30 protein-coding genes are annotated in these 26,668 nt (G+C 37.6%); 24 read left to right on the top strand and 6 right to left on the bottom strand.

What is annotated here, in order from left to right; translation table 11 throughout:
- Position 1: 1 nt before the first annotated feature.
- The 13 genes from CVT13_RS01010 to rplS all read left to right on the top strand — a co-directional run bounded on the left by CVT13_RS01010 (position 2) and on the right by rplS (position 9,720).
- The gene (locus tag CVT13_RS01010; protein ID WP_107811294.1) at positions 2–421 is read left to right on the top strand and encodes a GyrI-like domain-containing protein; all 420 of its coding nucleotides are present in this window, start codon (positions 2–4) and stop codon (positions 419–421) included.
- Between the two features lie 6 nt (positions 422–427).
- Positions 428–1,966, top strand: coding sequence for an AbgT family transporter (locus CVT13_RS01005; protein WP_107811293.1), 1,539 nt, complete (start codon positions 428–430; stop codon positions 1,964–1,966).
- Between the two features lie 18 nt (positions 1,967–1,984).
- The gene (gene glyQ / locus CVT13_RS01000; protein ID WP_107708584.1) at positions 1,985–2,845 is read left to right on the top strand and encodes a glycine--tRNA ligase subunit alpha; all 861 of its coding nucleotides are present in this window, start codon (positions 1,985–1,987) and stop codon (positions 2,843–2,845) included.
- Between the two features lie 6 nt (positions 2,846–2,851).
- Entirely contained in the window at positions 2,852–3,574 is a 723-nt protein-coding gene (locus CVT13_RS00995; protein WP_107811292.1) for a Nif3-like dinuclear metal center hexameric protein, read from the top strand.
- A 16-nt stretch (positions 3,575–3,590) separates the two neighbouring features.
- The gene (locus CVT13_RS00990) at positions 3,591–4,298 is read left to right on the top strand and encodes a zinc ribbon domain-containing protein (protein WP_107811291.1); all 708 of its coding nucleotides are present in this window, start codon (positions 3,591–3,593) and stop codon (positions 4,296–4,298) included.
- Between the two features lie 8 nt (positions 4,299–4,306).
- A complete protein-coding gene (gene waaA / locus CVT13_RS00985; RefSeq protein ID WP_107811458.1) occupies positions 4,307–5,443 on the top strand; it encodes a lipid IV(A) 3-deoxy-D-manno-octulosonic acid transferase in 1,137 nt (378 codons plus the stop codon).
- Complete coding sequence (locus CVT13_RS00980; protein ID WP_107811290.1) at positions 5,440–6,198, top strand: RluA family pseudouridine synthase; 759 nt, start codon at positions 5,440–5,442, stop codon at positions 6,196–6,198. Before waaA ends, CVT13_RS00980 begins: the two co-directional genes overlap by 4 nt.
- A 62-nt stretch (positions 6,199–6,260) precedes the next feature.
- Complete coding sequence (gene ffh / locus CVT13_RS00975) at positions 6,261–7,601, top strand: signal recognition particle protein (RefSeq protein WP_107811289.1); 1,341 nt, start codon at positions 6,261–6,263, stop codon at positions 7,599–7,601.
- 72 nt (positions 7,602–7,673) lie between these two features.
- The gene (gene rpsP / locus CVT13_RS00970; protein ID WP_009293992.1) at positions 7,674–7,901 is read left to right on the top strand and encodes a 30S ribosomal protein S16; all 228 of its coding nucleotides are present in this window, start codon (positions 7,674–7,676) and stop codon (positions 7,899–7,901) included.
- Entirely contained in the window at positions 7,901–8,143 is a 243-nt protein-coding gene (locus CVT13_RS00965) for a KH domain-containing protein (RefSeq protein WP_072594183.1), read from the top strand. The genes rpsP and CVT13_RS00965 overlap by 1 nt, the downstream gene beginning before the upstream one ends.
- Positions 8,136–8,666, top strand: coding sequence for a ribosome maturation factor RimM (gene rimM / locus CVT13_RS00960; RefSeq protein WP_107811288.1), 531 nt, complete (start codon positions 8,136–8,138; stop codon positions 8,664–8,666). Before CVT13_RS00965 ends, rimM begins: the two co-directional genes overlap by 8 nt.
- Positions 8,663–9,355: a tRNA (guanosine(37)-N1)-methyltransferase TrmD gene (gene trmD, locus CVT13_RS00955; RefSeq protein WP_107793043.1), complete on the top strand. Its 693-nt coding sequence runs from the start codon at positions 8,663–8,665 to the stop codon at positions 9,353–9,355. Before rimM ends, trmD begins: the two co-directional genes overlap by 4 nt.
- Before the next feature lie 8 nt (positions 9,356–9,363).
- Entirely contained in the window at positions 9,364–9,720 is a 357-nt protein-coding gene (gene rplS, locus CVT13_RS00950) for a 50S ribosomal protein L19 (protein WP_021090978.1), read from the top strand.
- 166 nt (positions 9,721–9,886) lie between these two features.
- Here rplS and CVT13_RS00945 read toward each other — a convergent pair whose 3' ends face one another.
- Positions 9,887–10,585 carry a CorA family divalent cation transporter gene (locus tag CVT13_RS00945; RefSeq protein WP_107811287.1) on the bottom strand — a complete coding sequence of 233 codons (699 nt, stop codon included), beginning with the start codon at positions 10,583–10,585 and terminating at the stop codon, positions 9,887–9,889.
- Positions 10,575–11,705, bottom strand: a complete 1,131-nt coding sequence (tgt, locus tag CVT13_RS00940) for a tRNA guanosine(34) transglycosylase Tgt (RefSeq protein ID WP_107811286.1) — start codon at positions 11,703–11,705, stop codon at positions 10,575–10,577. The genes CVT13_RS00945 and tgt overlap by 11 nt, the downstream gene beginning before the upstream one ends.
- An 81-nt stretch (positions 11,706–11,786) precedes the next feature.
- Between tgt and CVT13_RS00935 the strand changes: the two genes are divergently transcribed.
- The 11 genes from CVT13_RS00935 (at position 11,787) to CVT13_RS00885 (ending at position 23,254) form a co-directional block, all read left to right on the top strand.
- Entirely contained in the window at positions 11,787–12,893 is a 1,107-nt protein-coding gene (locus tag CVT13_RS00935) for an MlaE family ABC transporter permease (protein WP_107811285.1), read from the top strand.
- A complete protein-coding gene (locus CVT13_RS00930) occupies positions 12,890–13,630 on the top strand; it encodes an ABC transporter ATP-binding protein (RefSeq protein WP_107811284.1) in 741 nt (246 codons plus the stop codon). Before CVT13_RS00935 ends, CVT13_RS00930 begins: the two co-directional genes overlap by 4 nt.
- Positions 13,631–14,563 carry an MlaD family protein gene (locus CVT13_RS00925; protein ID WP_107811283.1) on the top strand — a complete coding sequence of 311 codons (933 nt, stop codon included), beginning with the start codon at positions 13,631–13,633 and terminating at the stop codon, positions 14,561–14,563.
- The gene (locus tag CVT13_RS00920; protein WP_107811282.1) at positions 14,560–15,120 is read left to right on the top strand and encodes an ABC-type transport auxiliary lipoprotein family protein; all 561 of its coding nucleotides are present in this window, start codon (positions 14,560–14,562) and stop codon (positions 15,118–15,120) included. Before CVT13_RS00925 ends, CVT13_RS00920 begins: the two co-directional genes overlap by 4 nt.
- Before the next feature lie 92 nt (positions 15,121–15,212).
- Complete coding sequence (locus CVT13_RS00915) at positions 15,213–16,631, top strand: COG3400 family protein (RefSeq protein WP_107811281.1); 1,419 nt, start codon at positions 15,213–15,215, stop codon at positions 16,629–16,631.
- Positions 16,632–16,633: 2 nt separating this feature from the next.
- Complete coding sequence (gene aroB, locus CVT13_RS00910; protein WP_107811280.1) at positions 16,634–17,671, top strand: 3-dehydroquinate synthase; 1,038 nt, start codon at positions 16,634–16,636, stop codon at positions 17,669–17,671.
- Positions 17,668–19,257, top strand: a complete 1,590-nt coding sequence (locus CVT13_RS00905) for a mechanosensitive ion channel domain-containing protein (RefSeq protein ID WP_107811279.1) — start codon at positions 17,668–17,670, stop codon at positions 19,255–19,257. The genes aroB and CVT13_RS00905 overlap by 4 nt, the downstream gene beginning before the upstream one ends.
- Positions 19,257–20,495 (top strand): tRNA (N(6)-L-threonylcarbamoyladenosine(37)-C(2))-methylthiotransferase MtaB, encoded by a 1,239-nt coding sequence (gene mtaB / locus CVT13_RS00900; RefSeq protein WP_107811278.1) that lies wholly within the window; start codon positions 19,257–19,259, stop codon positions 20,493–20,495. The genes CVT13_RS00905 and mtaB overlap by 1 nt, the downstream gene beginning before the upstream one ends.
- Positions 20,482–22,134 (top strand): ATP-dependent metallopeptidase FtsH/Yme1/Tma family protein, encoded by a 1,653-nt coding sequence (locus CVT13_RS00895; protein WP_107793212.1) that lies wholly within the window; start codon positions 20,482–20,484, stop codon positions 22,132–22,134. The genes mtaB and CVT13_RS00895 overlap by 14 nt, the downstream gene beginning before the upstream one ends.
- Positions 22,135–22,144: 10 nt before the next feature.
- Positions 22,145–22,684, top strand: coding sequence for a molybdopterin adenylyltransferase (gene mog / locus CVT13_RS00890; RefSeq protein ID WP_107811277.1), 540 nt, complete (start codon positions 22,145–22,147; stop codon positions 22,682–22,684).
- Positions 22,685–23,254: a nitrogen fixation protein NifR gene (locus CVT13_RS00885; RefSeq protein ID WP_107811276.1), complete on the top strand. Its 570-nt coding sequence runs from the start codon at positions 22,685–22,687 to the stop codon at positions 23,252–23,254. It abuts the gene before it with no gap.
- Positions 23,255–23,290: 36 nt separating this feature from the next.
- Here CVT13_RS00885 and CVT13_RS00880 read toward each other — a convergent pair whose 3' ends face one another.
- From CVT13_RS00880 to thiF, 4 genes are read right to left on the bottom strand one after another with little or no spacing between them, the layout of a single operon-like run.
- Positions 23,291–23,905 carry a thiamine phosphate synthase gene (locus CVT13_RS00880; RefSeq protein ID WP_234411943.1) on the bottom strand — a complete coding sequence of 205 codons (615 nt, stop codon included), beginning with the start codon at positions 23,903–23,905 and terminating at the stop codon, positions 23,291–23,293.
- On the bottom strand, positions 23,892–25,046 hold the full coding sequence (gene thiH, locus CVT13_RS00875) for a 2-iminoacetate synthase ThiH (RefSeq protein WP_107811275.1): 1,155 nt from the start codon (positions 25,044–25,046) through the stop codon (positions 23,892–23,894). The genes CVT13_RS00880 and thiH overlap by 14 nt, the downstream gene beginning before the upstream one ends.
- A complete protein-coding gene (locus CVT13_RS00870) occupies positions 25,046–25,810 on the bottom strand; it encodes a thiazole synthase (protein ID WP_107811274.1) in 765 nt (254 codons plus the stop codon). Before CVT13_RS00870 ends, thiH begins: the two co-directional genes overlap by 1 nt.
- On the bottom strand, positions 25,811–26,662 hold the full coding sequence (gene thiF, locus CVT13_RS00865; protein ID WP_107811456.1) for a sulfur carrier protein ThiS adenylyltransferase ThiF: 852 nt from the start codon (positions 26,660–26,662) through the stop codon (positions 25,811–25,813).
- Positions 26,663–26,668: the final 6 nt, after the last annotated feature.

Genomic DNA, 26,668 nt, shown 5'->3' with positions numbered 1-26,668 from the left:
TATGAAGATTATAAATTTAGATGATAGCTTTGAAATTTACGGTGTAAAAACTCGCACTAAAAATAAAGATGAGATAGATGGCAAGGGTAAAATTCCAGCTTTATGGTCTAAATTTATGAGTAAATACCATGATGGCAAAAGTGAAATTTATAGCGTTTACTGTAACTACGAAAGTGATCTTAACGGACATTACGATAACTTCATCGGCACAAGATCAAGCCACAAAAGTGATGAAATTTTAGAGATAAAAAGTGGTAAATATGCCGTTTTTAGTTTTGCAAATGAGCCACAAAATGTTACAAAATTTTGGGGAGAAATTTGGAAATATTTTGAAAGTAGTGAGCTAAAAAGAGCCTATGAAACGGATTTTGAGCTTTACAGCAGCGACGAGATAAAAATTTTTATATCTATTTTAGGTTAGAAAAAAATGAATAAAAAAAACAATAGTTCAATCTTAAGTTTTATTGAAAATTTTGGTAACAAATTGCCAAATCCAACTATGCTTTTTATATATCTTTCGATTATTACGATAATAATATCATTTGTGTTAGAAAAAATGGGCGTTGGCGTAAGCTATCAGGCTATCAAAGATGGACAAATATCACAGCTTAATGCAAATGTTATAAATTTGCTTTCTGCTGATAGTCTTAGATCTTTTGTTTCGTCTGTGCTTAAAAATTTTACTAATTTTTATCCTTTGGGAGTAGTCTTTGCGATTATTCTAGGTATTGGTATTGCAGACAAGTCTGGACTTTTATCAGCACTTATGACAAAGATTGCCTTAAAATCTTCCAAAATATGGGTAACCCCAATCGTTATTTTTCTTGGTGTAATGTCAAATGTTGCTTCCTCAGTTGGCTATGTTGTATTAATCCCGCTTGGAGCTATTTTATTTGCTGGATTTGGTCGCCATCCAATTGCTGGATTAGCTGCTGCTTTTGCTGGTGTTAGCGGCGGCTGGTCGGCAAATTTATTAATCGGTACAAATGACCCTATGTTTGCAGCATTTTCTATGCAAGCAGCTAGCGTGTTAAATCCGGATTATATGGTATTAGCAACTGCAAATTGGTACTTTATGATAGCTTCGACATTTTTGATCGTATTTGTTGGCTGGTTTGTAACGGATAAAATCGTAGAGCCTAGGCTTGGCAAATTTGATTTTTTGGGTGATTTTAGCCTAAAAGAGCATAGCGAGATAAGTGCAGAGCAAAAACGTGGCTTAAAATTTTCACTAATAGCGTTGATTGTTTTTGTGGTTTTATTGCTTGTGGCTATTTTGCCTTCAGGCTCTTTATTTGGAGCAAAAGGCAATGAAAGCTTTATGAAATCTACTTTTATGCATTCTATTGTTGTTTTTATGATGTTGCTTTTTATAGTAGTAGGTGTAGCTTACGGTGTAGGCGCTAGGAGTATAAAAAGTAGTAATGATGCCATAAAATTTATGGAGCAATCTATTTCTGAGCTATCAGGGTTTTTGGTTTTGATATTTTTTGCAGCCCAATTTACATATCTTTTTAATACCTCAAATATTGGGCTAGTGCTTTCTATCAAAGGTTCTATTTTTCTAAAAGAGATTGGATTAACCGGACTTAGCCTTATTATAGTTTTTATTTTCTTGATCGCTTTTATAAATTTATTTATAGCTGTTGATTCTGCAAAGTGGGCGATGATGGCTCCAATTTTTGTACCAATGTTTATGAATCTTGGACTTTCACCAGAGCTTACACAGGCTGCTTTTAGAATAGGCGACTCTACTACAAATATCATAACGCCTTTGATGCCGTTTTTTGTTTTGATAGTAGCTTTTATGCAAAAATACAATAAAGAGTTAAAAATCGGATCAGTGGTTTCTATTATGCTTCCTTATACGGTTGCATTTTTAATTTCTTGGACAGCGCTAATGTCGTTTTGGTACATTTTTGATCTACCGCTAGGACCTGGTGCAGTTATACACTATGTAAAGTAAAATTTTAAAAGGAAAGCAATGACATTTTCACAAATAATATTAACCCTTCAAAACTATTGGCAAGAGCAAGGTTGCGTTATACTTCAGCCATACGACATGCCTGCTGGTGCTGGTACTTATCATCAAGCGACTTTTTTAAGAAGCCTCGGACCAAAGCCGTGGGCGACTGCATATGTAGCTCCAAGCCGCCGTCCGACCGACGGCAGATACGGCGAAAATCCAAACCGCCTAGGCGCTTACTATCAGTTTCAAGTACTCATAAAACCAAGTCCGGAAAATATCCAAGAGCTTTATCTAAAAAGTCTTGAAAAGCTTGGGTTAAATTTAAAAGATCACGACATTCGCTTTGTCGAGGATAACTGGGAAAGCCCGACGCTAGGTGCTTGGGGGTTAGGCTGGGAGGTCTGGCTAGATGGTATGGAAGTGACGCAGTTTACGTATTTTCAACAAGTGGGCGGCATCGCATGCGAGCTGATCTCTGGTGAGATAACATACGGACTTGAGCGTTTGGCCATGTATCTCCAAGATGTAAATAGCGTCTATGACATCGTTTGGGACGACAGGGATGGAAGCATCGTAACCTATGCCGACGTTCACAAACAAGGCGAGTATGAGTGGAGCAAATATAACTTTGAAGTGGCAAATGTTGATATGCTCTTTAACCAGTTTGAAAACGCATTTAACGAGTGCAAGCGCTGCTTGGAGGCTAAAATTTCACTGCCAGCTTACGACTACTGCATGCTTGCGGCTCATACGTTTAACGTGCTTGACGCGCGCGGAGCGATCAGCGTGACACAAAGACAAGACTACATCTTAAAAATTCGTGAGCTTGCAAAAGAGTGCGCGCTAACGTATAAAGAGAGCTTAGAGCAAAAGTAAAATTTGATGAAAATAGCTGAAATTTATAAAAATTTAGATGAAATTTGTCCATTTGCGAGCCAAGAATCTTGGGATAATAGCGGCCTGCAAGTTGGCTCATTTGATAGCGAATTTGAGCGAATTTATCTAAGTCTTGATCTTGATAGCGAGCTTTTGCAAAATGTCTTGCCAAACTCGCTCATCATCACCCACCATCCACTCATTTTTAAGGGGCTAAAGAGCCTGGACTACAGCCTTTATCCAAGCTCACTCATAAGAGAGATGATGATAAAAAATATCTCGCTCATCTCGCTTCACACAAATGCTGACCTTGCATTTTTAAATGAAAAATTTGTAACGCAGGTTTTGGGGCTTGAAATTTCAAGCAAAGAGGGCTTTTTGATCTACGCTGATGTGAAGATGAAATTTAATGAGCTTTGCAAATTTGTAAAAGAGAAGCTTGGGCTAGAAAATTTAAGAGTGGTTCATGCAAAAGATAAAATTTCTAAAATTTGTATCTGCACTGGAAGTGGCGGAGATCTCATCCAAGATGTCAAAGCAGATGTCTTTTTAACGGGTGATCTAAAGTATCATCAAGCTCTTTATGCAAAGGAAAATGGGCTAAATTTAATCGATATAAATCACTATGAAAGTGAACGTTATTTTGGTGATTTTTTAGCAAAATATTTGCAAAATCTGAAAATTGAAGTTATAATACGCAATTCTAAAAATCCATTTACATATTGCTAACAAAAAAGGAAACATTATGAATAAATACTTACAACAATTAGTTGAATTATCTGATCTTGATAAACAAATAGATGGCTTTATACCACGCATTCAGGATATAGAAAAGGCTTATAAAAATATAGAAGAAGAGTGCGAAACTATAACGGTTAATATAGAAAGACTAGATGAAGAGGTAAGTGACTTAAAATCTCAAAAATCAGGAACAAATGCTCATATAGCCGAGTTTAGTGCTAAGATAAAAGATGTGGCTAAAAAAAGCTCAAGTGCAAAAAGTGAAAAGGAGATAAAAGCTCTAAGTCTTGAAGAAGATATTGCAAAAGAGCAACTTGAGGCTGCAAATGAGGAGATCGCTAGACTTGAGAAGCTAATAGATAGTAAAAATAGTCAAAAAGATGAGCTTGGTGCAAAAAAAGCTGAACTTGAAGAGAATTTAAAAAATATAAAAAGCAAAACTTCATCTGAGCTTGAAAATATCGGGAAAGAACGTGAAGAAGTTTATGCTAAAAAAGACAAGCTTATCGCCACTATGAATCAAAAAATTCTCGCATTTTATGAAAAAATTAGAAAATGGGCTCATAACACAGCTGTTGTTCCTGTAAAAAAACAAGCTTGTTATGGTTGCTTTATGCAGATAAACGACAAAACTTTCTCTGCTGTTATCAAGGGTGAAGATATCGTTACATGTCCGCATTGTGGCAGAATTTTATACAAACAAGAGCAATAACACATTTCGTGATAATAATATATTACTTTCTAGCCTCAATACTCTATCTCTTTGGGGCTATCTTTTTATTTTTTTTAAGTTTTAAAAAAAAGTATCATAAGTCGATTCCAGCACGTTTTTTTCTATTTAATAATCCTAAATTTCAAGATGCAGATGTGCATTTTCACGCTTGCTCGTTTGGCGAGATACAAGCGCTTAAACCTTTGATGCAAAAATTTGATAGCAAAGCCATAAGTGTAGTGACAAATACGGGTTTTGAAGCGGCAAGTAAAATTTGCTCTAACACGAGATTTTTGCCATTTGAAATTTTCTTGCCATTTTGGCTAAAAAAGAGCAAAATTTTAGTCATTTTTGAGGCTGAGCTTTGGCTCATGCTGGTTTTCATGGCGAAGTTAAAAGGCAGCCGCGTGATACTGATAAACGCTAGAATTTCAGATAGAAGCTACAAAAGCTACTTAAAATTTGGTTTTTTTTATAGATATCTTTTTAAATTTATAGATAAGATTTACACCCAAAGTGAGCTTGATAAAGAGCGGTTAAAGTCGCTTGGAGCAGGCGAAATAGAGGTTGTTGGCAACATAAAAGCTGCGTTTTTGCCAAGCGTGAGTAAAATTTATGAAAAGCCAAAAGTTAGAGTGATCGTGCTAGCAAGCACGCATGCGGGCGAAGAAGAGATGATTTTAGATAATTTAAATTTAAAAGAAAACGATCTATTAATCATCGCACCACGCCATCCTGAGAGATTTGCAGATGTTGAAAAGATAGCAAGTGAGTACGCTAAAAAGCATGATTTTAGCTTTGCGAAATTTAGTCAAACGTATAAATTTGAAGCTAAAGTAAATTTACTTGATACTTTGGGCGAGCTTGTAAATGTCTATGCCATTAGTGATGTAGTCGTGCTTGGAGGCAGTTTTGTACCAAATATCGGTGGGCATAATCCAATCGAGTGCGCACAATTTAACCCAGTGATAATTAGCGGTGAGTTTATATTTAATCAAAAGGCGTTATTTAGCCTAGTTGAAAACATCTACATCGCAAAGGCAAGCGAGATCGGTGGCATAATAGAAAGTAACGCCAAAAAGAGCAAGATCGCCGTGCACGCAAGCGCTGATGCGATCATGGAAGATATAAGGAGCACTTTATGAGTGAAGAAAAAGCGTATAAAATTTTAGCCAAACAAAAAAACATCTCAAACAACGAGGCAAAGGAGCTAATAGATAGCGGTCTAGTCTATGCCAAGGGGCAAAAGGTGATGATCGCTCGTGCACTAATGAGTGAAAATACTAAATTTAGCGTCGAGGAGATGCCAAAGCCAAGCATTATCTTTGAAGATGAAAATTTAATAGCCATTAATAAACCAGCTGCCGTGACTAGTGAAAAAATCAGCCAAATGTATAAATTTCCACTCCTTCACAGACTCGATAAAGATACGAGTGGCGTGTTGCTTCTTGTAAAAAATGACGAATTTGCAAGCCTTGCCATAAATGAGTTTAAAAAGATGAAGGTTGAGAAAATTTACGTGGCCGCAGTTAGGGGTATCATGAGCGAGGAGGTGGTCGTAAATGAGCCGATCTTAACGATAAAAAATAAAAATGGCGCCTTTTCAAAGATCTCAAAAGATGGCAAAGAGGCGATCAGTGAAATTTCACCACTTATGGTTGTGGGTAAAAAAACGCTTGTAAAAGTTGCTATAAAAACAGGCAGGACGCACCAGATAAGAGTGCATTTGGCTAGCTTAAATTTACCTATCGTTGGCGATGAGAAATACGGCAAAAATAGGGCAAATAGAATGTTCTTGCATGCCTATTACATCGCTCTTTTAGACTATAAATTTAAAGCGCCGATCCCAAGAGAATTTAACTCTCTTGGATTTGAGCTATCTAATAAATTTGAAATTTAAAGAGCAATAAAGAAATTATTTAGTAATATACGCCCTTTAATAACAACTTAGGAAGGTGATTAGTGTTCGAACAAATTAGCGAGTCTTTTAGATTAGCCGTTAGTAAGATACGTTTTGTAGATGACGAAAAAGCTCTAAAAAACGCACTTGACGTGCTCAAAAAAGCTCTTTTAAAAGCTGATGTTCACCACAAAGTCACCAAAGATCTACTCGCGTCTATCGAAAGCGAACTAAAGCAAACTGGCGTTGGTCAAAAGAATTTCCTAGATGCGATCAAGTCAAATTTAACTACTATCTTAACAGCTCCTGGCAATCAAGGCTTTGTCTATGCGCCAGTTGCACCGACCATTGTTTTGATGGCTGGCTTGCAAGGTAGCGGTAAAACTACGACAACTATCAAGCTTGCAAACTATCTAAAACTAAGAAAGAAAAAAGTTTTAGTTGCGGCTTGTGACTTGCAGAGATTAGCGGCGGTTGAGCAGCTAAGACAGCTCTGCGTTGCAAACGAGATCGATCTTTTTTATATAGAAAATGAAAATAATCCTATAAAAGTGGCAAAAGAAGCATTAGAAAAAGCAAAAATTGGTCTTTACGATGTGCTTTTAGTGGATACCGCTGGTCGTCTCGCGATCGATGAGAAGTTGATGCAAGAGATAAAAGATGTAAAAAATGCGATAAATCCACATGAAATTTTCTACGTAGCTGACGCTATGAGTGGTCAAGATGCTGTAAAAACAGCTGCAAGTTTTAATGAAATTTTAGGAATTTCTGGAGTTATTCTTTCTAAATTTGACTCTGACTCAAAGGGTGGCGTAGCTATTAGCATCGCAAAACAGCTAAATATTCCACTTAGATTTGTCGGTACTGGCGAGAAAGTAGCTGATATCGAGAGCTTTATACCAGATCGTATCGTAAGCCGCATAATGGGCGAGGGCGACTTAGCTACTTTGGTCGAAAAAACATCGACCATTATCGATGAAAAAGAGGCGAAGCGTCTAAATCAAAAGATAAAAAAAGGTCAGTTTAACTTTAATGACTTTTTGGATCAAATGGAAAGCGTTAAAAAGCTTGGTAGCATGAAGTCTTTGATGGGTATGATACCTGGACTTTCAAATATTGCAAATCAGATAAAAGATATAGACCTTGATAATTCAAAAGAAATTTTACATATTAAGGCTATGATAAACTCTATGACGCAAAAAGAGCGTGAAAATCCTGAACTTTTGAATAATAGTAGAAAAAGACGTTTAGCGGCTGGTTCTGGACTTTCTCAGATAGAGGTGAATCGATTTTTAAAGCAGTTTGAAAATGCCTCAAAACTTGCTAAGAAATTTTCAGGAAAAGGTGGAACAAAAGGACTTGCAAATATGCTTTCTCAAGCAAATTTAAAAAGACCTGTTTGATAAAAGGGTTTAAATTTGGATATTTGTTATCTAAATTTAAGCTTTATTTAAAAACAAGAGGAGAAATATAATATGGCAACAGTAGTAAGACTAACAAGAATGGGACGTAAGAAAAGACCTTTTTATCGTATAGTTGTTACAGATAGTAGAAAAAGACGTGATAGTGGCTGGATAGAAAGTATTGGCTATTACAATCCTATGGTTGAGCCAAATGTTATAAATTTTAACAAAGAGAGATTAGATTACTGGAAAAGCGTTGGTGCTAAACTTAGCGATAGAGTTGCACAAATTACAAAATAATGGTTAAAAATTTTTTATACGAATATGCCAAGTTGATTGCCGATTTTCCTGATAAAGTAAGTGTTGATCGCCAGGAACTTGGTGAAAATTTTGCTGAGATAATTATAAGTGCTGATAAGGTTGATACAGGAAAACTTATCGGTAAAGATGGTAAAATGATAAATGCTATAAAGACCGTTATTATTGGTTGTAAAGCCAAAGATAATACAAGTTATAGGGTAACGGTAAAAGCTATTGAATAGTGATATTGTTGAAGTCGCTACCATTGGAAGATGTGTTGGTTTAAAGGGCTACTTAAAGCTTCACAATAAGAGCGACTTCCCAGAACAGTTTAAAAAAGGTGCAACCTTTTTTGACAAAAACAATGATCAGCTCGTCATAAAAGACTATAATAGACAAAAAGAGCTGGTTTTATTTGAAAATTTTGATGACTTAGATCTTGCTAAAACGCTTGTAAATAGAACTATATATACCACAAAAGAGCTCACTAGAAAAAACTGCAAATTAAAAAAAAATGAATTTTTTCAGTTTGATATTATTGGCTTAAAAGTTATAGAAAATGGTGAAATTTTGGGTATTGTAGAAGATATCCAAGATAATTTTGCAAATTCACTTTTATATATAAAAACAGATGAAGAGCTTACCTTGGGTAGTAAACCAAAGAATTTTTACATTCCATATTTGGAGCATTTTATTGAAAGCGTAAATTTGGATGGTGGAGAGATTTTAGTAAAAGGTGCTAGAGCCATTTTAGAAAATTCATGAAATTTACGTTTATTACACTTTTTGAAAATTTAGTTAAACCTTATTTTTGTGATTCTATTTTAAAACGTGCAATTGGTAATAAATTTATTGAAATTGATTTTATAAATCCAAGAAATTTTACTAAAGATAAGCATAGTAAAGTTGATGATTATATGATCGGAGGCGGAGCAGGGCTTTTAATGTTTCCACAGCCTTTGGATGAGTCGATCAAATTTTTAAAAGCAAAAGATAAAAATACTCACGTGATATTTTTGACACCAGCTGGTAAAAAATTTAATCAAAATGATGCAAAGAGGCTTTCTAAAAAAAATCACATTTGTTTTGTTTGCAGTAGATATGAAGGCCTTGATGAACGAGTTGTTGAGCTTTGGGCAGATGAAGTTTTTTGTATAGGTGATTTTGTTTTAACTGGTGGAGAGCTTCCTGCGCTTTGTATGAGCGATGCAATATCAAGAAATGTACTTGGAGTTTTAGGAAACGATATGAGCCTTGAAGTTGAGAGTTTTGAGGATAATTTACTTGAAGCCCCATCTTTTACAAAGCCTGATAATTTTAGATCGATCTTTGTGGTTTCAGAGTTTTTAAAGGGTAACCATGCTAAAATCCACACTTTAAAAAATAAGATGGCTCACTGCAAAACAAGGTTCTTTCGCCCTGATTTATATCAAAAGCTTAAGCCACATAAATAAGGAAAAACATGAGAAATAAATACATTGAAGCATTTGAAAATGCTCAAATTGCTAGTAAAAATATTCCTGACTTCCGTGCAGGAGATACATTGCGTGTTGCTACTCGTATTCACGAAGGCGATAAAACTAGAATTCAAAATTTTGAAGGCATTTGTATAGCTAGACGTGGTAGCGGTACTGGTGAAACATTTATCATTAGAAAAATTGGCGCTAATAGTGTTGGCGTTGAGAGAATTTTTCCAATTTTTAGTGATTCTATCGAAGAGATAAAAGTTCTTAGAAAAGGTCGTGTTAGAAGAGCTAAATTATTCTATCTACGTGATCTTCGTGGTAAAGCTGCTAAGATCCGCGAACTTAGAAAATAATTCTACTATCTGTCCTGAAGCCTATTCAGGACTTTTCAACTTTTCTTTAAATCTAATTTCTATTAAATATTTTTATCGTTTTAATATTAATAAAAATCTATTTATTTTTATTGTTTTTACCACTAGTCTATAAAAATTTAAAATATATACTAAATTTATTTATTTTCTACTTTTTCTTATTCGTGTACCAAAACAAAAAAGAAGTACAACAAAGAATTACTCCAAGCATTATTGATACAACTATTATAGTAGCATTTTTAGTTTCATTAAATGGCAAGCCTTGTGTATTCATGCCAAAAAACCCAGTTATCAGATTTAGTGGTAGCATTACAGCTGATATCATTGTCAAAATGTAAATATTTTGATTGATTTTGTCATTTTTTATACTTTGTATAAATGTATAAATATCATCTATTCTGCAGGCATACTCATTGGCCATTGTTCTAAAAACATTTGCCTCATGAGTACTATTTTTAAGCTCTTTTTTTAAATTTTGTTGCTCACTTTGACAAATCGAAAGTGTCTCATAAAAGTGAGATATCTTGTTTTGAAATTTTCTAATCTCATATTTTAAAAAGTGGTGTCTTTTGATAAATTTGTTAAAGTTCTTTCGACTAGCGTAAATTTTTTCATACTCGTTTAGTTCTTCTTGATGTTCTAAAATTTTGTTTGCATATTCATTACATAGTTTTTTAAGGGCCGCTTCAAACTCGTTTTTATCGCATTCGTGATTAAGATCTTCTTTATAAATCTTGCCATTTTTAAATAAAAATTTATAGCTTTGCTTTTGCGTGAAAGAAACAAGCAAAATATAGTCGTATTCATCGCCATAAAAATATCCACAAACTGAACTTTTATAGCTCATTTTTTACCCTTTTAGCATAAAAATTTTTCTTAAATTTGGCAAATTCGCCTCTTTCTATCGCCTCTCTCATCTCTTTCATTAAATTTAGATAGTAATGCAGGTTGTGAAGACTTGCTAGTCTAAAAAACGTTAGCTCTCTAGCCTTAAAAAGGTGGTTTAGATAGCCTCTGGAGTAGCGTTTGCAGGTATAGCACTGACACTGCGGGTCGATTGGTGCGTGGTCGTTTATAAATTTGGCTGATTTTATATTTATCTTGCCAAAGCTAGTAAAGAGTGTGCCGTTTCTTGCATTTCTTGTTGGCATGACGCAGTCAAACATATCAACGCCTCGCTCCACGTTTTCTACAAGATCTTCAGGCGTGCCAACACCCATTAGATAGCGCGGTCTTAGCTCATCCATAAATGGCATAACCGCCTCAACTGTGTCATACATCGCCTCATTGCTCTCGCCAACGCTTAGTCCTCCTATCGCAAGGCCATCAAATGGCATCTCATTTAAGGCCTGCGCACAAAATTTACGTGCCTCATAGTCGGTGCCACCTTGAACGATGCCAAATATATTTTGCTCTAAGCCAACGCCCTTGCTTTGCATAAATTTGTGATAATCAATCGCCTCTTTTGCCCATTTTATCGTTCGTTTTATGCTTAGATTGATCCTTTTTGTCTCAGCAGGCAAGGCGACTAGATCATCAAGTATCATCATGATGTCGCTGCCTAGGTCATACTGCGTATCAAGGACGGATCTTGGTGTGAAATAGTGCGTACTGCCGTCGATATGGCTTTTAAATTTTATCCCGCCATCGTCGTTTTTGGTGTTTGATCTAAGTGAAAACGCCTGAAATCCGCCACTATCAGTTAAAAACGAGCGATCAAATTTAGAAAAACCATGCAGTCCGCCAAACTCACGCACGACCTTGCTGCCAGGGCGCAGATACATATGATAGGTGTTTGCTAAAATGATCTTTGCGTCTAAAATTTCACTCATATCAAAGGCATCTAAGCTTTTAACTGCGCCAACCGTGCCAACAGGCATAAAAACTGGCGTTTGTATCACGCTATGAGCGGTTGTGAGGATGCCGCGCCTTGCGTTGCCATCTTTTTTTATAACTTCAAATTTCATCTAAGTCCTTAATTTTTTTTTGATTTTTTATTTTAACAAAATTTATAATATAATCCAGAAATTTTAAGGCAAAGGAACTTTTTGCAAAAGAGAAATGATATCGTTTTTACCGAAGCAAACGGCACTGCGACCATAAAATTTGCAGGCGAATTTAGCTACAAAGAGGCTAAAAATTTACAAAGCATTTTTAAAAAAATCCAAAAGCTTAACGGCAATGTTAAATTTGACTTTAGTGAGCTAAAGAGCATTGATTACGCTGTTTTGATCCTTTTAAAAAACACGCTAAATGGCAAGAAATTTGAGATCATCACAAATGACGAGAAGATAAAGGCGATGGGCGATCTTTTAAATGACGAAAAGATCGACTTTAGATATATGCCACCGCACAATAGCCTAAATTTTTTCTCACGCCTCGGTGAGAAAATTTGCGAGGGATTTGTAAATTTAGTTGAGTTTGGCTCGTTTTTGGGCGAGTTTTTGATAAAAAGCGTCAAAATTTTCCTTAATCCTGCAAATTTAAGGTTTAGAGAATTTAGTAACTACATAAAAGATGGCGGTGTAAATGCCGTTTTTATCGTATCGCTCACCGCTTTTTTGATAGGCGTCGTGCTTGCATATCTTGGTAGTGCGATGCTTGCAAGCTTTGGGGCAAGTATATTTATAGTAGAGATCATGGGTATGCTAACGCTTAGAGAGGTGGCACCGCTCATCGCTGCTATCGTTGTGGCAGGCAGGTCGGCCTCCAGCTTTACCGCGCAAATTGGTGCTATGAAGCTAACTGAGGAGATAGACGCGATGAAGACGATGGGTTTTGAGCCATTTAACTTCTTGGTCTTGCCGCGCATCATCGCCATGGTGCTTTGTGTGCCTGTCATTATCTTTATAGCTGATGCGATAAGTATTTTGGGGCAGATGATCATTTGTCAAACGATACTTGATATCAGCTTTAGTGACTATCTAAATAGATTTCGCGAGATGGTCGAGCTTAGACATTTTACCGTTGGTATGATAAAAGCTCCATTTTTTGGTGCGGTAATAGCGATCATTGGGTGTATGAGGGGATTTGGTGTGAGCCAAAACGCCCAAAGCCTTGGAGCAATGACAACAGTTAGCGTTGTAAATGCGATATTTTGGGTCATTGCGCTTGATGCGTTTTTCGCAATAATTTTTATGTGGCTAAAGATATGAACGAGATAATAGTTGGAAAAAACATAACTACGTGTTATGGCGATAAGATAATGCACGATAATGTGAGCTGGAGCGTTAAAGAGGCAGAAATTTACGGCTTTTTAGGTGGCAGTGGTGCTGGGAAAACGACGCTTATGAAGACGATGATATATCTAAAAAAGCCAAGCGAGGGTGATATATTTTTTGATGGCGTCAATATGTGGAAAAGTAGTCAAGAGGAGCAGCAAGAGATTAAGCTAAAAAGTGGAACGATGTTTCAGTTTGGAGCGCTTTATAGCTCTATGACGATCCTTGACAATGTGGGCGTTTTGCTTCATGAGTACTCTAAATTTAACAAGCGTCAGATCGATGAGATAGCGATGTTTTGGATACAAAAAGTGGGGCTAAAAAAAGAGGTATCAATGCTCTATCCAAGCGAGCTAAGTGGCGGTATGAAAAAGCGTGCTGCGCTAGCAAGAGCCTTGGTGCTAAGCCCTAGAGTACTATTTTTAGATGAGCCAAACAGCGGCCTTGATCCTGTTAGCTCACGTCAGATGGATGCACTCATAAAAGAGCTTCGTGATAGCATCGGCGTGACTGTTGTCATGGTGACTCATGATGCTGATAGTATTTTTGATATTTTGGATAGATTTTTGATAATAGATAACAAAAAAATAGCTTTTGAGGGAAATATAAAAGAGCTTGAATATCTTAAAAACAACCCACTTGAAGAGCTATTTAAAATGAGGAAAAAGTAGATGGAAAATAGAAATTCTTATACCATTGTTGGCATGTTTTTTATGGCTTGCCTTACAGTATTTGCGATATTTATTTGGTGGATGACTAGTAAAAATAATACAAAGGTTGATTTTAAAGAGTACTACATCCACACGACTGAGCTGCCAAGTGGATTAAAGGTTGATTCTACGGTTAAATTTATCGGTGTGCCAGCTGGAAGTGTTAGTGATATAAATTTTGTTGATGATAAAAATGCTCTTATAAACATCACAATGAAAATTAGAGAAGACCTGCCGATAAAGGCCGATAGCGTGGCAAGTATTGAAGTTCAGGCTATTAGCGGTGTGGCTAGTATAAATATAAGCCGTGGCACAAAAGACTTTACATCAGGTCAAAAGCCTATCTTGCAGCTTGAAGAGAGCCTCTTTTCAAAGCTTGGAAACAACGCTGAAAACATTACTTTAAAGATAAATCAGACACTTGATAAAGTCGATAACTTTTTCTCGCCTGAAAATATCGCTCACGTAGAGTCAGTCCTTAAAAATATTGATAAATTTACACAAGTTTTAACAGACGAAGAGGGGCTAAGTGAGGTTGATAGTATCGTTAAAAATGTGAAAAATTTTACAGATACTTTAAACAAAACCGATACAAAAGAATTGGTTAAAAATTTAAATAGACTAATTTCAAATGCAAACCAAGTTTTTGTATCGGCAAATTCGGCTATCACTGGATATAATTCGCTGCAAGAGCTCATCGCCAAAAAGGCTAAAGATGGCGAATACGATCTTAGAAATACGGTTGGGCCGTTATTAAGAGAAGCGAGTGATTTTTTAAATGGATTTGACAAGACGCTTCGCGAATTTAGAGGCGCGCTTCAAAGGCTTGAAGATAATCCTTACGAGTTTTTCTTTACAAATCCAGTGCCAAACGACAAAGGAGATAAAAAATGAGAAATTTAATCTTTCTAGCGGCTACGCTTTTATTTCTTGGCTGCTCGCTAAAGACGGATGTGCCAGTTGCAACGATGTATGAAATTCACTATTCAAATAAGGCTTGCTCAGCTGAAAACAAGCAAAAAGAGCTAAAAAATGTCTTCATCGAAAATGTAAGTGCTCTTGATATGGTCGATACTAGAAAAATTTTGATCGTAGCTGAAAATAATAAAATCAGATATCTAAGCGATGCTAAATTTGTATCTGAGCCAAGCGAAATGGTCTATAAATCGCTTGTAAAAGGGCTTTATTCAAACTGCGCTGCAAAGCCGATATTTTCGCCAAATGCAAAAGATCTTAGGCTAAAAGTTAGCATCATCTCACTTCAGATAAGAGGCGACAAGGCCGAAGTTTCACTAGCTTATGAGCTGTTTAATGCAAACACTTCGCTAAAATCTGGCATGATCACGAAAGAAATTTTTTGTCCAGATCCAAGCTCAAGTACTATTTTTGATACGATAAATAAGGCTACAAATTTAGCAATCGATACGCTAATCTCTGAAATAATCTCTTAAATTTTCTTGGCTGTAAATTTTAAATTTATAGCCAAAATAGCTTATTTTAAAGACCTTTTGTTATAATGTGAGCTTTAAAATACGGAGAATTGATGAAGAAAATTTTAATAATCGCAGATGGAACTTTCGCAAGAAATTTTTTAAACAGACTGCTTGAAACAAAATCAAATTTGCATCACTATATCGTTGTTTCAAGTGAGGATTACAGCCAAAAATCAAATTATGAAAATTTTACATTTTACCAGTTTGACCCAACTAGCCTCTCAAAGCTAAAAAGCGTGAGTGATGGCTATTTTAGTCAGTTTTGTATAGTTTGCGATGATAAAAATGAGGCGGTTGCTGTTTATGAAAATTTAAGACAGATCAGCACAAAGACCGAGACTGTTTTTATGAGCTCATGGGAGCTTGATGAAAAATGTAAAGAAATATTTGCAAGCGATAAACACTTAAGCGTGGTTGATATCAGAGATATTGCAGCATCAAGGCTTATGGACTATTTACCAGATTTGCCGGTTTTAGCTGATAATATCGGACTTAGTGAGGGTGAGATCATGGAAGTTAAGGTGCCAATAGGTAGCTCTTATATGTATCGTCACATTAGCTCAGTAGCTCAAAAAAAATGGCGAATAGCCCTCATATATCGAGGCAGCGAGATCATCTTGCCAAAGCCAAATGTAATGATACAGCCAAGCGATATATTACTGATCGTTGGTGATCCAAATGTGCTTCAAAATGTTTACCGCTCGATTAAGCGTGAAAGTGGGCAGTTTCCAAGCCCGTTTGGTAGCAACATCTATGTGCTGATCGATATGATCTCAATGGACAAAGAACGTGTTAGCAAGCTCATAAAGGATAGCTTGTATTTGCATTCAAAACTAAATAATAAACGCCTTTTTTTTAGAGTGATAAATCCAACTTTAGGTGAAAATTTAGATACTTTAAAAGCGATAAAAGAGAAAAATATCATTGTTTTGATGGATTATTTTAATAGTGATAACAAATCTATAAAACATGATGTGTTAAAGCACGACATCGGCCTAATCTTAAGCGATGATAAATACTTTTTTAAATTTAAAAAAGTATTTTATGAGCTAAAACTTCCAGTGCTAAAAACAGGCAAAATTTTGCTCTCAAATATAAAAGAGGGCGTGATACTAGGCGATAAAAGCCAAGAAGTGGAGAATCAATCAGCTGTGATAACAGACTGCTGTGCACAGCTTGATTTGGAGATGAAATTTTACTATTTTGATAATAAACACAGCGACGATGAAGCGTTAAGAGAGCATTTTGAGAGCATTAGCGCGCTATTTTCTAAGCGTATAAAGATAGAAAATCACAATCTTAAAAATCCGCTTGTAAAACTAAAAAATACAAAAGATTTGCTTCATTTTGTGATGTTTAGCAAAAGCGTGGCAAATGGTGGGGCATTTGCCTTTTTATCGACAAATTTAAATAGGCTTTATAAAAAACTAAGCCAAAATGCACAGCTTTTTGTGCCAGTAAGTGAGTAAAAATGCAGATAAATTTAAATCTTAAAGAAAAAGCATCAGGTTATAAAATTTATATAAACGAGCTTGAAAGACTAGAACTAAAAGGCAAGGTTGGCATAGTTACAAACGCTAAAGTAGCGGGGCTTCATCTTGAAAAGCTACTTAGTATTTTGAAGTGTGATGAGAAATTTATCATAAGTGTGCCTGACGGCGAAGAGTATAAAAATTTAAAGACGTTAGAGCAAATTTTGGAGCAGCTTTTTGTGAGTAAGTTTGATCGCTCATCTACGCTAATCGCCTTTGGTGGTGGCGTCATAAGCGATATGACTGGCTTTGCGGCGAGCATCTATGAAAGAGGGATAAATTTTATAAATATCCCAACTACGCTTCTAGCGCAAGTCGATGCGAGTGTTGGCGGAAAAACGGGTGTAAATAACAAATTTGGCAAAAATTTAATAGGCTCATTTTATCAGCCAAAGGCAGTTTTTTGCGAGATAAATTTCTTAAAGACATTGCCAAAGAGAGAATTTGCAGCTGGCGTGGCTGAGGCTTTAAAAATGGCGATAACTTTTGACAAAGAGATGTTTGATTGGCTAAAGATCGTAAATTTAGATGATGAAAATTTAGCCAAGCTAGTCGAAAAGTCTGTAATTTTAAAAGCAAAAGTGGTTGAACAAGACGAGAAAGAAAAAGGGCTAAGAGCTATCCTAAACTACGGACATACCTTTGCTCACGTCATAGAAAATGAGACAAATTACAAAGAATTTTTACACGGCGAAGCGGTGGCAATAGGTATGAATATGGCAAATCGTTTAAGCGTAAGACTAGGGCTCATGAGCGAGGTAGAAGCAGAGGGTATCAAACAGGTTTTGGTAAAATTTGGCCTTCCAGTGAACTACAAAATAGAAAATGAATATGCATTTTACGAGGCATTCTTTATGGATAAAAAGACAAAAGATGATAAGATAAATTTCATCATTGCAGATAAAATCGGCAGTGCGATCATCAAAAATGACGTCAAAAAAGAAGACGTTTTAAAAATTTTAAGAGAATTTAAATGAAAAAGATCCTAGTTTTAATACTTTTTTGCTTTGCCCTTTATGCTGAGGAGAACGTTACGCTTGAGCAAAATAGCTCGCAAAATTTACAAAATAACGAGCTTATAAAAGATATTTCAAATCTAGATAACTCCCTAAAAAACAATATCTGGATCACAAGGTATGCTAACTATAACACTTATCAAAGGCTTATTGATGAGCTTGAAAAAAATGAAAATGAACTAAAGAAACTGGACAAAAGCTCAAGAAGAGGCAGCGATATCATAAAGAGAATCCAAACTCTAAAAGAGCAGATAAATTTACTAAAAGAGTATGAAAAAACGCCATTTTCAAATATGCTAGCAGCCCCTGAAATGGATACTCCACCAAGGATAACAAGTCCTGTTGCACTTATATCTGGCTTTTCGTATATCAAAAAGATAAAGAGTGATAAGATCGAGTATCAAAGGCATATAAAAGAGCTTGATACGCTTTTAGAAAAGCTTGAAACAAAAGAAAATTTACTAAATAGACTAAATTTGATAGAAGAAAATGAGCAAAATAGAGAAAGCCTAAACTTGGTAAAACAAGAAATAGGCGACTTCAAAGCGGCAAAACAGATCGCTGATACAACTTATAATGTCTATGAAAAAAGGGCTGATGAGGCTATAAATTTAACCACCTCTGATATAAAAGCCCAGTTTTTAAGTATGGGCTATACGGCTATCATCATTCTTTTGACGATCGGGCTAACATTTATCGCTAAATTTATCGTTAAAAGAACAATTACCGATAATGAGAGATTTTACACGGTCAATAAATTTTTAAACGTTTTAAATATCACTGTTATTATCATAATCTTGCTTTTTTCGTATATAGAAAATGTCACTTATCTTGTAACGGTACTTGGTTTTGCTTCAGCTGGTATCGCCATTGCGATGAAAGATATGTTTATGAGTATGCTTGGCTGGATGGTGATCATGTTTGGTGGCTCTATACATGTGGGTGACAGGATCAGAGTGCTTCATGATGGCAGTGAATTTGTGGGCGATGTGATCGATATCTCTTTGCTTAGGCTGACCGTTTTTGAGGATGTTAGTTACTCGACTTATAAGACGAACCGCCGTGCAGGTAGAATTATCTTTGTGCCAAATAACTATATCTTTACCGATCTCATCGCAAACTATGCTCATTATGGTATGAAGACCGTTTGGGACGGCATAGATGTCGTGATAAGCTTTGATAGCAATCATAAAAAAGCTGTGTATCTAGCAAGAAATGTCGTTAAAAAATACTCAAAAGGCTACACTGATATCGCAAAACGCCAGATGAATAAACTAAGAAGTCAATACAGCATCAAAAATCCAAACGTCGAGCCAAGAATTTATACATTTTTTGAGCCTTATGGCATAAATGTCTCATGCTGGTATATGGCAAATTCTTATGCAACTTTGGCTCTTAGAAGTACTATTAGCGCAGAGATAATAGAAGCATTTTTAGCTCAAGATGATATAAAGATCGCTTATCCAACACAAACCATGTTTATAGGTAAAAAAGAAAATCCAAGCGATCATACCGCTCACAGCGAGCAAGAGAGTGAAAATTCTTAATGCAAAAGATATTTTTTAAAACATTTGGATGTCGCACAAATATCTATGATACTGAGCTTTTAAAAAGCTACATCAAGGACTACGAGATCACAAATGATGAAGATGCTGCTGATATTGTGGTCATAAACTCATGCACTGTTACAAATTCTGCTGATAGCGGTGTCAGAAACTACATAAACGGCGTAAAAAGGCGTGGGGCAAAGGTGGTACTGACTGGATGTGGAGCGGTTAGCAAGGGCAAAGAGCTATTTAATAGTGGTATATTTGGTGTGCTAGGAGCTAGCAAAAAGAGCGATCTAAATGAGCTTTTAAAGCAAGAAAAACCATTTTTTGAGCTTGGGAATTTAAACTCAGTCGATAAAAATATAGTTACAAATTACGAAAATCACACAAAGGCTTTTATAAAAATTCAAGAAGGCTGCAACTTTAGCTGCAGCTACTGCATCATCCCTTCAGTTCGTGGTAAGGCTAGAAGTATGGATGAGGCTATGATATTAAAAGAGGCAAGAATTTTGGCTCAAAACGGCTATAATGAGCTTGTCTTAACCGGCACAAATATAGGCAGTTACGGCAAAGATACAAATAGCTCTCTTGGTAAGCTTTTGGCAAACTTAGGTAAAATTTCTGGCATTAGACGTATTCGGCTTGGAAGTATTGAGCCAAGCCAGATAGATGAGAGCTTTAGAGAAATTTTAAAAGAAGAGTGGCTGGAGCGTCATTTGCACATCGCACTTCAGCACACGAGCGAGGCGATGCTAAAGATAATGCGAAGACGAAATAACGCATTTAGTGATCTGGAGCTTTTTAATGAGCTAAGCTCACTTGGCTTTGCGCTTGGTACGGACTACATCGTGGGTCATCCAGGCGAGAGTGAGGAAATTTGGGCAGAGGCTGTGGAAAATTTTAAGAAATTTCCTATCACACATCTGCATGCTTTTGTCTATTCGCCAAGGCGTGATACGCACTCAGCTACGCTAAAAAGCGATGTTAGCGGCGATGTGGCAAAAAGTAGGCTAAAAATTTTACAAGGCATAGCTTTGCAAAATAATGAAAATTTTAGAAAAAAGCATAACGGAGCTTTGAAAATTTTAGTCGAGCAAAAAAATAGTGAGTTTTACGAAGGTTTTGATCAGTTTTACAACAAAGCTAAAATTTTAAGCCAAAAAGATATAACAAAAGAGTGGGTGGAGGTAAGCGAATATGAAGTTAAGCCAGATGCCAATTATGCAAAAATTTAAATTTAATAAGAAAAATATCCTAATAATCGCAGCTGTCGCATTAATCAGCGTGCTGTTATTTGCCGTTAGTAAAGAACCACGAAATATCACATATTCGCAATATATGCAGCTAATGGATGGAAATTTTATAGACCGCGCTGTAATCGATGACGATGAAGTCGTGCTTTATGCACAAAACAATCGTTTTTCAATCATAAAAGAGGGCATCGATCTAAAAGAGCTTATCAAAAAAGTGCCTGTTGAAAAGACTAAGCAATACATCACTCCTGGCATGATCTGGGGATTTATCATCTTTGTCTGCTTTGTGCTTTGGTACGCTTATATCTTTAGAAGCATCAGGAAAAAAGAGGAGAGCTTGCTTAGCAAAAAAGAGGGCGCATTTGAGATAGAGAGCGTGCTAAATCAAAACACTATGCCAGTCATCTCAAATGTGAGATTTAGCGATGTAGCTGGTATTAGTGAGGTTAAAAGCGAGCTTAGCGAGATAGTTGATTTTCTAAAAAATCCACAAAAATATAGAAATTTTGGTATCAAAATGCCAAAAGGTGTGCTGATGATAGGCCCTCCAGGCGTTGGTAAGACGCTTGTGGCAAAGGCAGTTGCTGGCGAGGCAAATGTGCCATTTTTTTATCAAAATGGTGCAAGCTTTGTTCAAATTTATGTTGGTATGGGTGCAAAGAGAGTGCGAGAGCTTTTTAGTAGAGCCAAGTCCTATGCGCCCTCAATCATCTTTATCGACGAGATAGACGCCGTTGGTAAGAGTAGGGGCGGGACTAGAAACGACGAGCGAGAAGCCACGCTAAATCAGCTACTAACTGAGATGGATGGCTTTGAAGATAACTCAGGCGTCATCGTCATAGCTGCTACAAATAGGATCGAAATGATCGATGAGGCGCTACTTAGATCAGGGCGTTTTGATAGGAGAATTTTTCTTTCTATGCCTGATTTTAACGACAGGGTGGCGATCTTAAACACATATCTAAAAGATAAAAACTGCGAAGTGGCCGCTGAGGATATCGCCAAAATGAGCGTTGGCTTTTCAGGTGCGGCACTTAGTACGCTTGTAAATGAAGCTGCGATAAATGCCCTAAGAAACGGCGAGAGCGTGCTTAAAATGAGAGACTTTGAGGCTGTTTTAAACAAGGTCTTGCTCGGTAAGAAAAAGGTGCTAAGCTATAGCGAAAACGAGAAGAAAATTCAAGCCATCTATCAAGGAGCAAAGGCACTAAGTGCTTACTGGTTTGATGTGAAATTTGAAAAAATTTCTCTTATAGAAGATAGGTTTATGGCGACAGAGCAAGAGATCGAGTCAAAGTCGCAGATGATATCTCGTATCAAGGTGCTCATCGCTGGTATGTGCAAGCTTGAGATAGATGAAAACGACATCTTTTCAAACTCAAGTAGTGATCTAAATTTAGCCAAAGAGATCGCTTCAAAGATGGTTTATGAATATGGCATGGGAAGCTCTTTTGTGCCAAATCCAAACGATGTAGAAGAAATTTTAAAGCAAGCAAAAGAGGAGATCACATCCTTTTTAAAAGGCACAAATGAGCAAATCGCAAAGATAAGCTCATATCTGCTAGCATATGAGAGCGTAGATAAAGAAACGCTGGCAAAAATTTTAAACGAAAACTATTAAAGGAGAAAAAGTGAAAGCAAAAATAGGCATATTAACCCTTTCTGACCGTGCAAGCGAAGGCACATACGAGGACAAATCAGGTCCAGCGATCAAAGAGGTGCTTGACAGCTGGATAGTGAGCGAGCGTGAGTACTTTTACGAGGTTATACCAGATGAGTTTGAGCTGATAAAAGAGAGGCTTGTGTACATGGTGGACGTGCTTGGCTGCGACCTTGTGCTCACTACCGGTGGCACAGGACCGGCAGTGAGAGACGTTACACCAGAGGCAACAGAGGCAGTTTGTGAGAAGATGATGCCAGGCTTTGGCGAGCTAATGAGAGCGACTAGCTTAAAATACGTCCCAACAGCGATCCTATCACGTCAAACAGCAGGTATCAGAGGTCATGCGCTAATCATAAATTTACCAGGCCAGCCAAAGGCGATAAAAGAGTGCTTGGAGCCAGTTTTTCCAGCGGTGCCGTATTGTATCGATCTAATAGGTGGTGCATTTATCGAGACTGATGAAAACGTGATGAAAGTTTTCCGCCCAAAACAAAAGAAAATCTCGTAAATGAGTTTGACAGATAGCCTAAATTTAAAAGCCACTGCCTTTGCAAATAGGTGGCGACTTGTTATTAAAATTTGGCTTGTTTTTTCTTTTTTATCCTATGCGCTGGCCTACTATCTTGGGTTAGAGGTTTTTGGCTTTATCTCTGCCATTTCTATCTTTGGCTGTATTTGCCTGCTAGCCTTTAGCTCACTTCTTTGGTTTATCGCTAGCCTTGTATTTTTGCAACCTTTGGTATTTTTACTACTTGAAAAATTTGATGAAAGCATTACTGTTTATGCTTTAGCCTGTTCAATTTGGCTGCTTGGCTGGATCACTTTGTCGCTTGTGGTCGATGATAAATTTGCAAGACTGGGAAATGACATCTTGCTAAAGATCTCTCGCATAGTTCTTGTTGGCGAGTTTGCCTTGCTATATTTTTTTAACTACAACAGCAGCCTTGACATAGAGACTTTAATAAAGTCAAATTTGACAAAGTCGCTGCTTTTAGTGCTAAACTCCTATATGCTGCCATCGCTTGTGACGCTACTTATATTTGATATAAAAACATATATCGCTAGCAAAAATGAGTAAAATTTTACGTATTATTTTATGTAATTTATACTAAATTTAGCCGTTTTTGCTCTCTGCTATCTTTTTTATAAGCTCCATATCGCCGTTCATTGCTAGGCTCATAAAGCAAATGCCGTTTGCGCCAGCTTTTATGGTCTCTTTGTAGTTCCCGCTGTCTAGCCCGCCAAGTGCATAAATTTCTTTATCAAAGCTTTTTAACTCACTTATAAAATTTAGCCCTCTTGGCTCTAAATTTGGCTTGCAAGAGGTGGCAAATATATGAGAAGCAACCAGCACATCAGCGATAGAGGCTGAAATTTTAGCCTGCTCTAGGTCGTGAGCTGGGGCGTAAATTTTAGCTTTTTTTCTAAATTCATCTAAAAAAATGCTGTGATTTTTAAAAAAGTCAAGCTGTGCTGAAGTGAGCCAAAAGTCGCTCTTTAGCTTGCAAGCTACGTCAAAAAATTGATTAATGATAAATTTCTTGCGGTAGTTTTCACAAATTTGAGCCACAACCCTAGCAAGATCGTAAAAATCAGTCTCGTTTAGCCCCTTTGCACGAAGCAAAATTTCATCCACACCAGTCTTGCAAAGCAGCTGAATTCTCTTTAAAAAGTCATCACCCTCGTAGCTTTCAAAATCAGCCACGCAGAGAATTTTAAACATAGACATACTCGCTCATTAAGGGCTCTAGTCCGTTTGCTTTTATCATAGCCTTGATCTTATCCACGCTTCTGCTATCACTTATCTCAAACTGCTCGTCGCCCTTTTTCTCTTCGCCGTGAGCGCCGATGCTTACTTTTACGCCAGCGCTTATCTTATTTGCGGCGATCTTTACGGCGTTGTCACGAAATTTTGCCTTTTCTCTGGTTGAGATCGTTATGCTAGCTGTTGGCATGAAAATTCTATAAGCACAGATCACTTGTAAAAGCTCGCGCTCACCCACGTCACGCGGGTTGATGCGGTCGTTGTTTATGATAGGGCGAAGTCTTGGGCATGAAAATGCGATCTCAGCGTGCGGATACTTTTTTTGAACTAAGCTTGCGTGAAGTGCCGTAGCAAAGGCGTCAAGCCTAAAGTCATCTATGCCAAGAAGTGCGGCAAAGCCAACCCCTCTCATACCCCCAAGAAGCGCTCGCTCTTGCGCATTTAAGCGGTATGGGAAAATTCTTTTATTGCCACCAAGGTGGATTTTTTCGTATTTTGTGGGATTGTAGGTCTCTTGAAAGACGGTCACGTAGTCTGCGCCGCTTTTGTGAAGTAGGGCGTAGCCCTCAGAGTTTAGCGGGTAAATTTCAACCCCAACGACTTTAAAAAATTTCTTTGCCAAAGCGCAGGCATTTGCGATGTAAGCGACACTTGAGTTGGTCTCGCTCTCGCCAGTTAGAATTAAAATTTCTTCTAAGCCGCTCTTTGAAATTTCTTTTAGCTCTCTTGTGATCTCCTCGTCGCTTAGCTTTGCCCTTTTTATATTATTTTTAGCGTTAAAACCGCAATAAACGCAGAGATTATCGCAGTAGTTTGCTATGTAAAGCGGCGTAAAAAGCGTGATGTTTGAGCCAAAATTTGCCCTTGTCTTAGCCTGGGCAAGCTGGGCGATTGGCTCTAAAAATGGCGCTGCGGCAGGCGAGAGCAGGGCTTTTAAATTTTCAAGCGAGCAGTGCTTTGCATTAAGAGCTGCTTTTACGTCAGCCTCGGTGTAAATTTCAGGCTTGTAGCTTGCTCGCTCTTTTAAAATCTCATCCATAATGTCGCTGCCAACATCCTGCATGTGAGGTAGTAGCTGCATGTGGTCGGTTCTAGTAAATTTCATCAGTCTAAAAATCCAGTGAGCGGAGATGAGGCGTTTGCGCTTTTGCTCTTTGCGCCAAGGCCTGCTAGATAGGCGTTGCGACCAGCGATGATCGCCTCTTTAAAAGCTCTTGCCATGAGCGGGATATTTTTAGATGAGGCGATGGCTGTGTTTGCCATGATCGCAGCCGCTCCCATCTCCATCGCTTCGCACGCTTGTGAAGGCCTGCCGATGCCAGCATCTACGATGATCTGCGTATCAAGCTCGTTTATCAAAATTTCAATGATATCTTTAAAAATTAGCCCTTGGTTTGAGCCAATGGGCGCAGCTAGAGGCATTATACAGCTTGCCCCTGCGCTTAGCATCGCTCTTGCGGCATTTAGATCAGGAAACATGTATGGCATTGGCACAAAGCCGTCATTTGCCAAGGCTTCGCACGCTTTTATGGTTTCAGCGTTGTCTGGAAAGAGAAATTTAGAGTCAGTTATAATCTCTATCTTAACAAGCTCCCCGCATCCAAGCTCACGTGCGAGCTGGGCGATACGAACGGCCTCTTTGGCGTTTCTAGCACCACTTGTGTTTGGCAAAAGCGCCACGCCTTTTGGGATAAAGTCAAGTATATTTCGCTCTTTGCTCTCGTTTATGCGCCTAAGAGCAAGGGTTAGGATCTGCGCTCCAGCCTCGTTTATGGCTGAGTCGATGAGTTCGTGCGAGTACTTGCCAGAGCCAAGGATAAAGCGGCTTTGAAACTCCTTGCCGCCAAGGATCAAACTATCATTTTGCACTTACGCCTCCAAGCCCATAAGCAGTCTAATGGCTAAATTTGCCTCGTGGTTTGCGCAGACTGCGACGCGCGGCGCCATTAGCCCTTGACCGATCTTTGCCTCGTTTGTGAGGTCGCCGCAAAGATAGACATTTTTGGCAAATTTTATGGTTTTTATGAGATTTGAGCTAAAGTATCCTGCCATGCCAGAGGCACCGATGATCTTTTTATCTTTTAGGCTAGCACCAGCTTCATTTAGTATCATCGCCTTGCCAGCAACGTTGTCAAAGGCTTCGCATAAAATTTCGCACTCGCCAAATACGCTAGCCACGTTTTTTTCGTCCAAAAATATATCGTGAGTCTCGACCTCGACAAAGGGATTGACGTCATTTATCAGCTCTTTAAGCGCCTGTGTCTTTTTTAAGCCGATGTGGCGGACGAAATACTGCTGGCGGTTTAGATTGCTTGGCTCAACGACGTCAAAGTCGGCAAGCACTAGCTTTTTTACGCCAACTCTTGCAAGGCTTAGTGCGATATTTGAGCCAAGGCCACCAAGTCCAGCCACGCCGATCACCGCTTTGCTTAGGGCTAAATTTAGCTCAGGGCTATTTCGTGAAGCGATCATCGCGCGTAAAACCTCACCCTCAGGCATCACGCCACGCCTTATAAATACGACGTTTGAGCCATCTTTTAGCTCGCTATCTTCTTTTGTAGCAAAGCCATCAATGATAAAAATGTCTGGCTTTGTCGCGTTAAATTTCTCTAAAAATTTATAAATTTCACTCTCTTTATCACCAAGCGCAAGCTCCTTTAGCTCGCTAAGGCTTTTTACTGGCACCTTAAATTTTGTGCCGTTTAATACAATCTCTATCATTTTCTC

This window comes from Campylobacter concisus (assembly GCF_003049085.1).
GTDB classification, from domain to species: domain Bacteria; phylum Campylobacterota; class Campylobacteria; order Campylobacterales; family Campylobacteraceae; genus Campylobacter_A; species Campylobacter_A concisus_H.
This window is presented reverse-complemented; position numbering and strand designations above follow the sequence as displayed.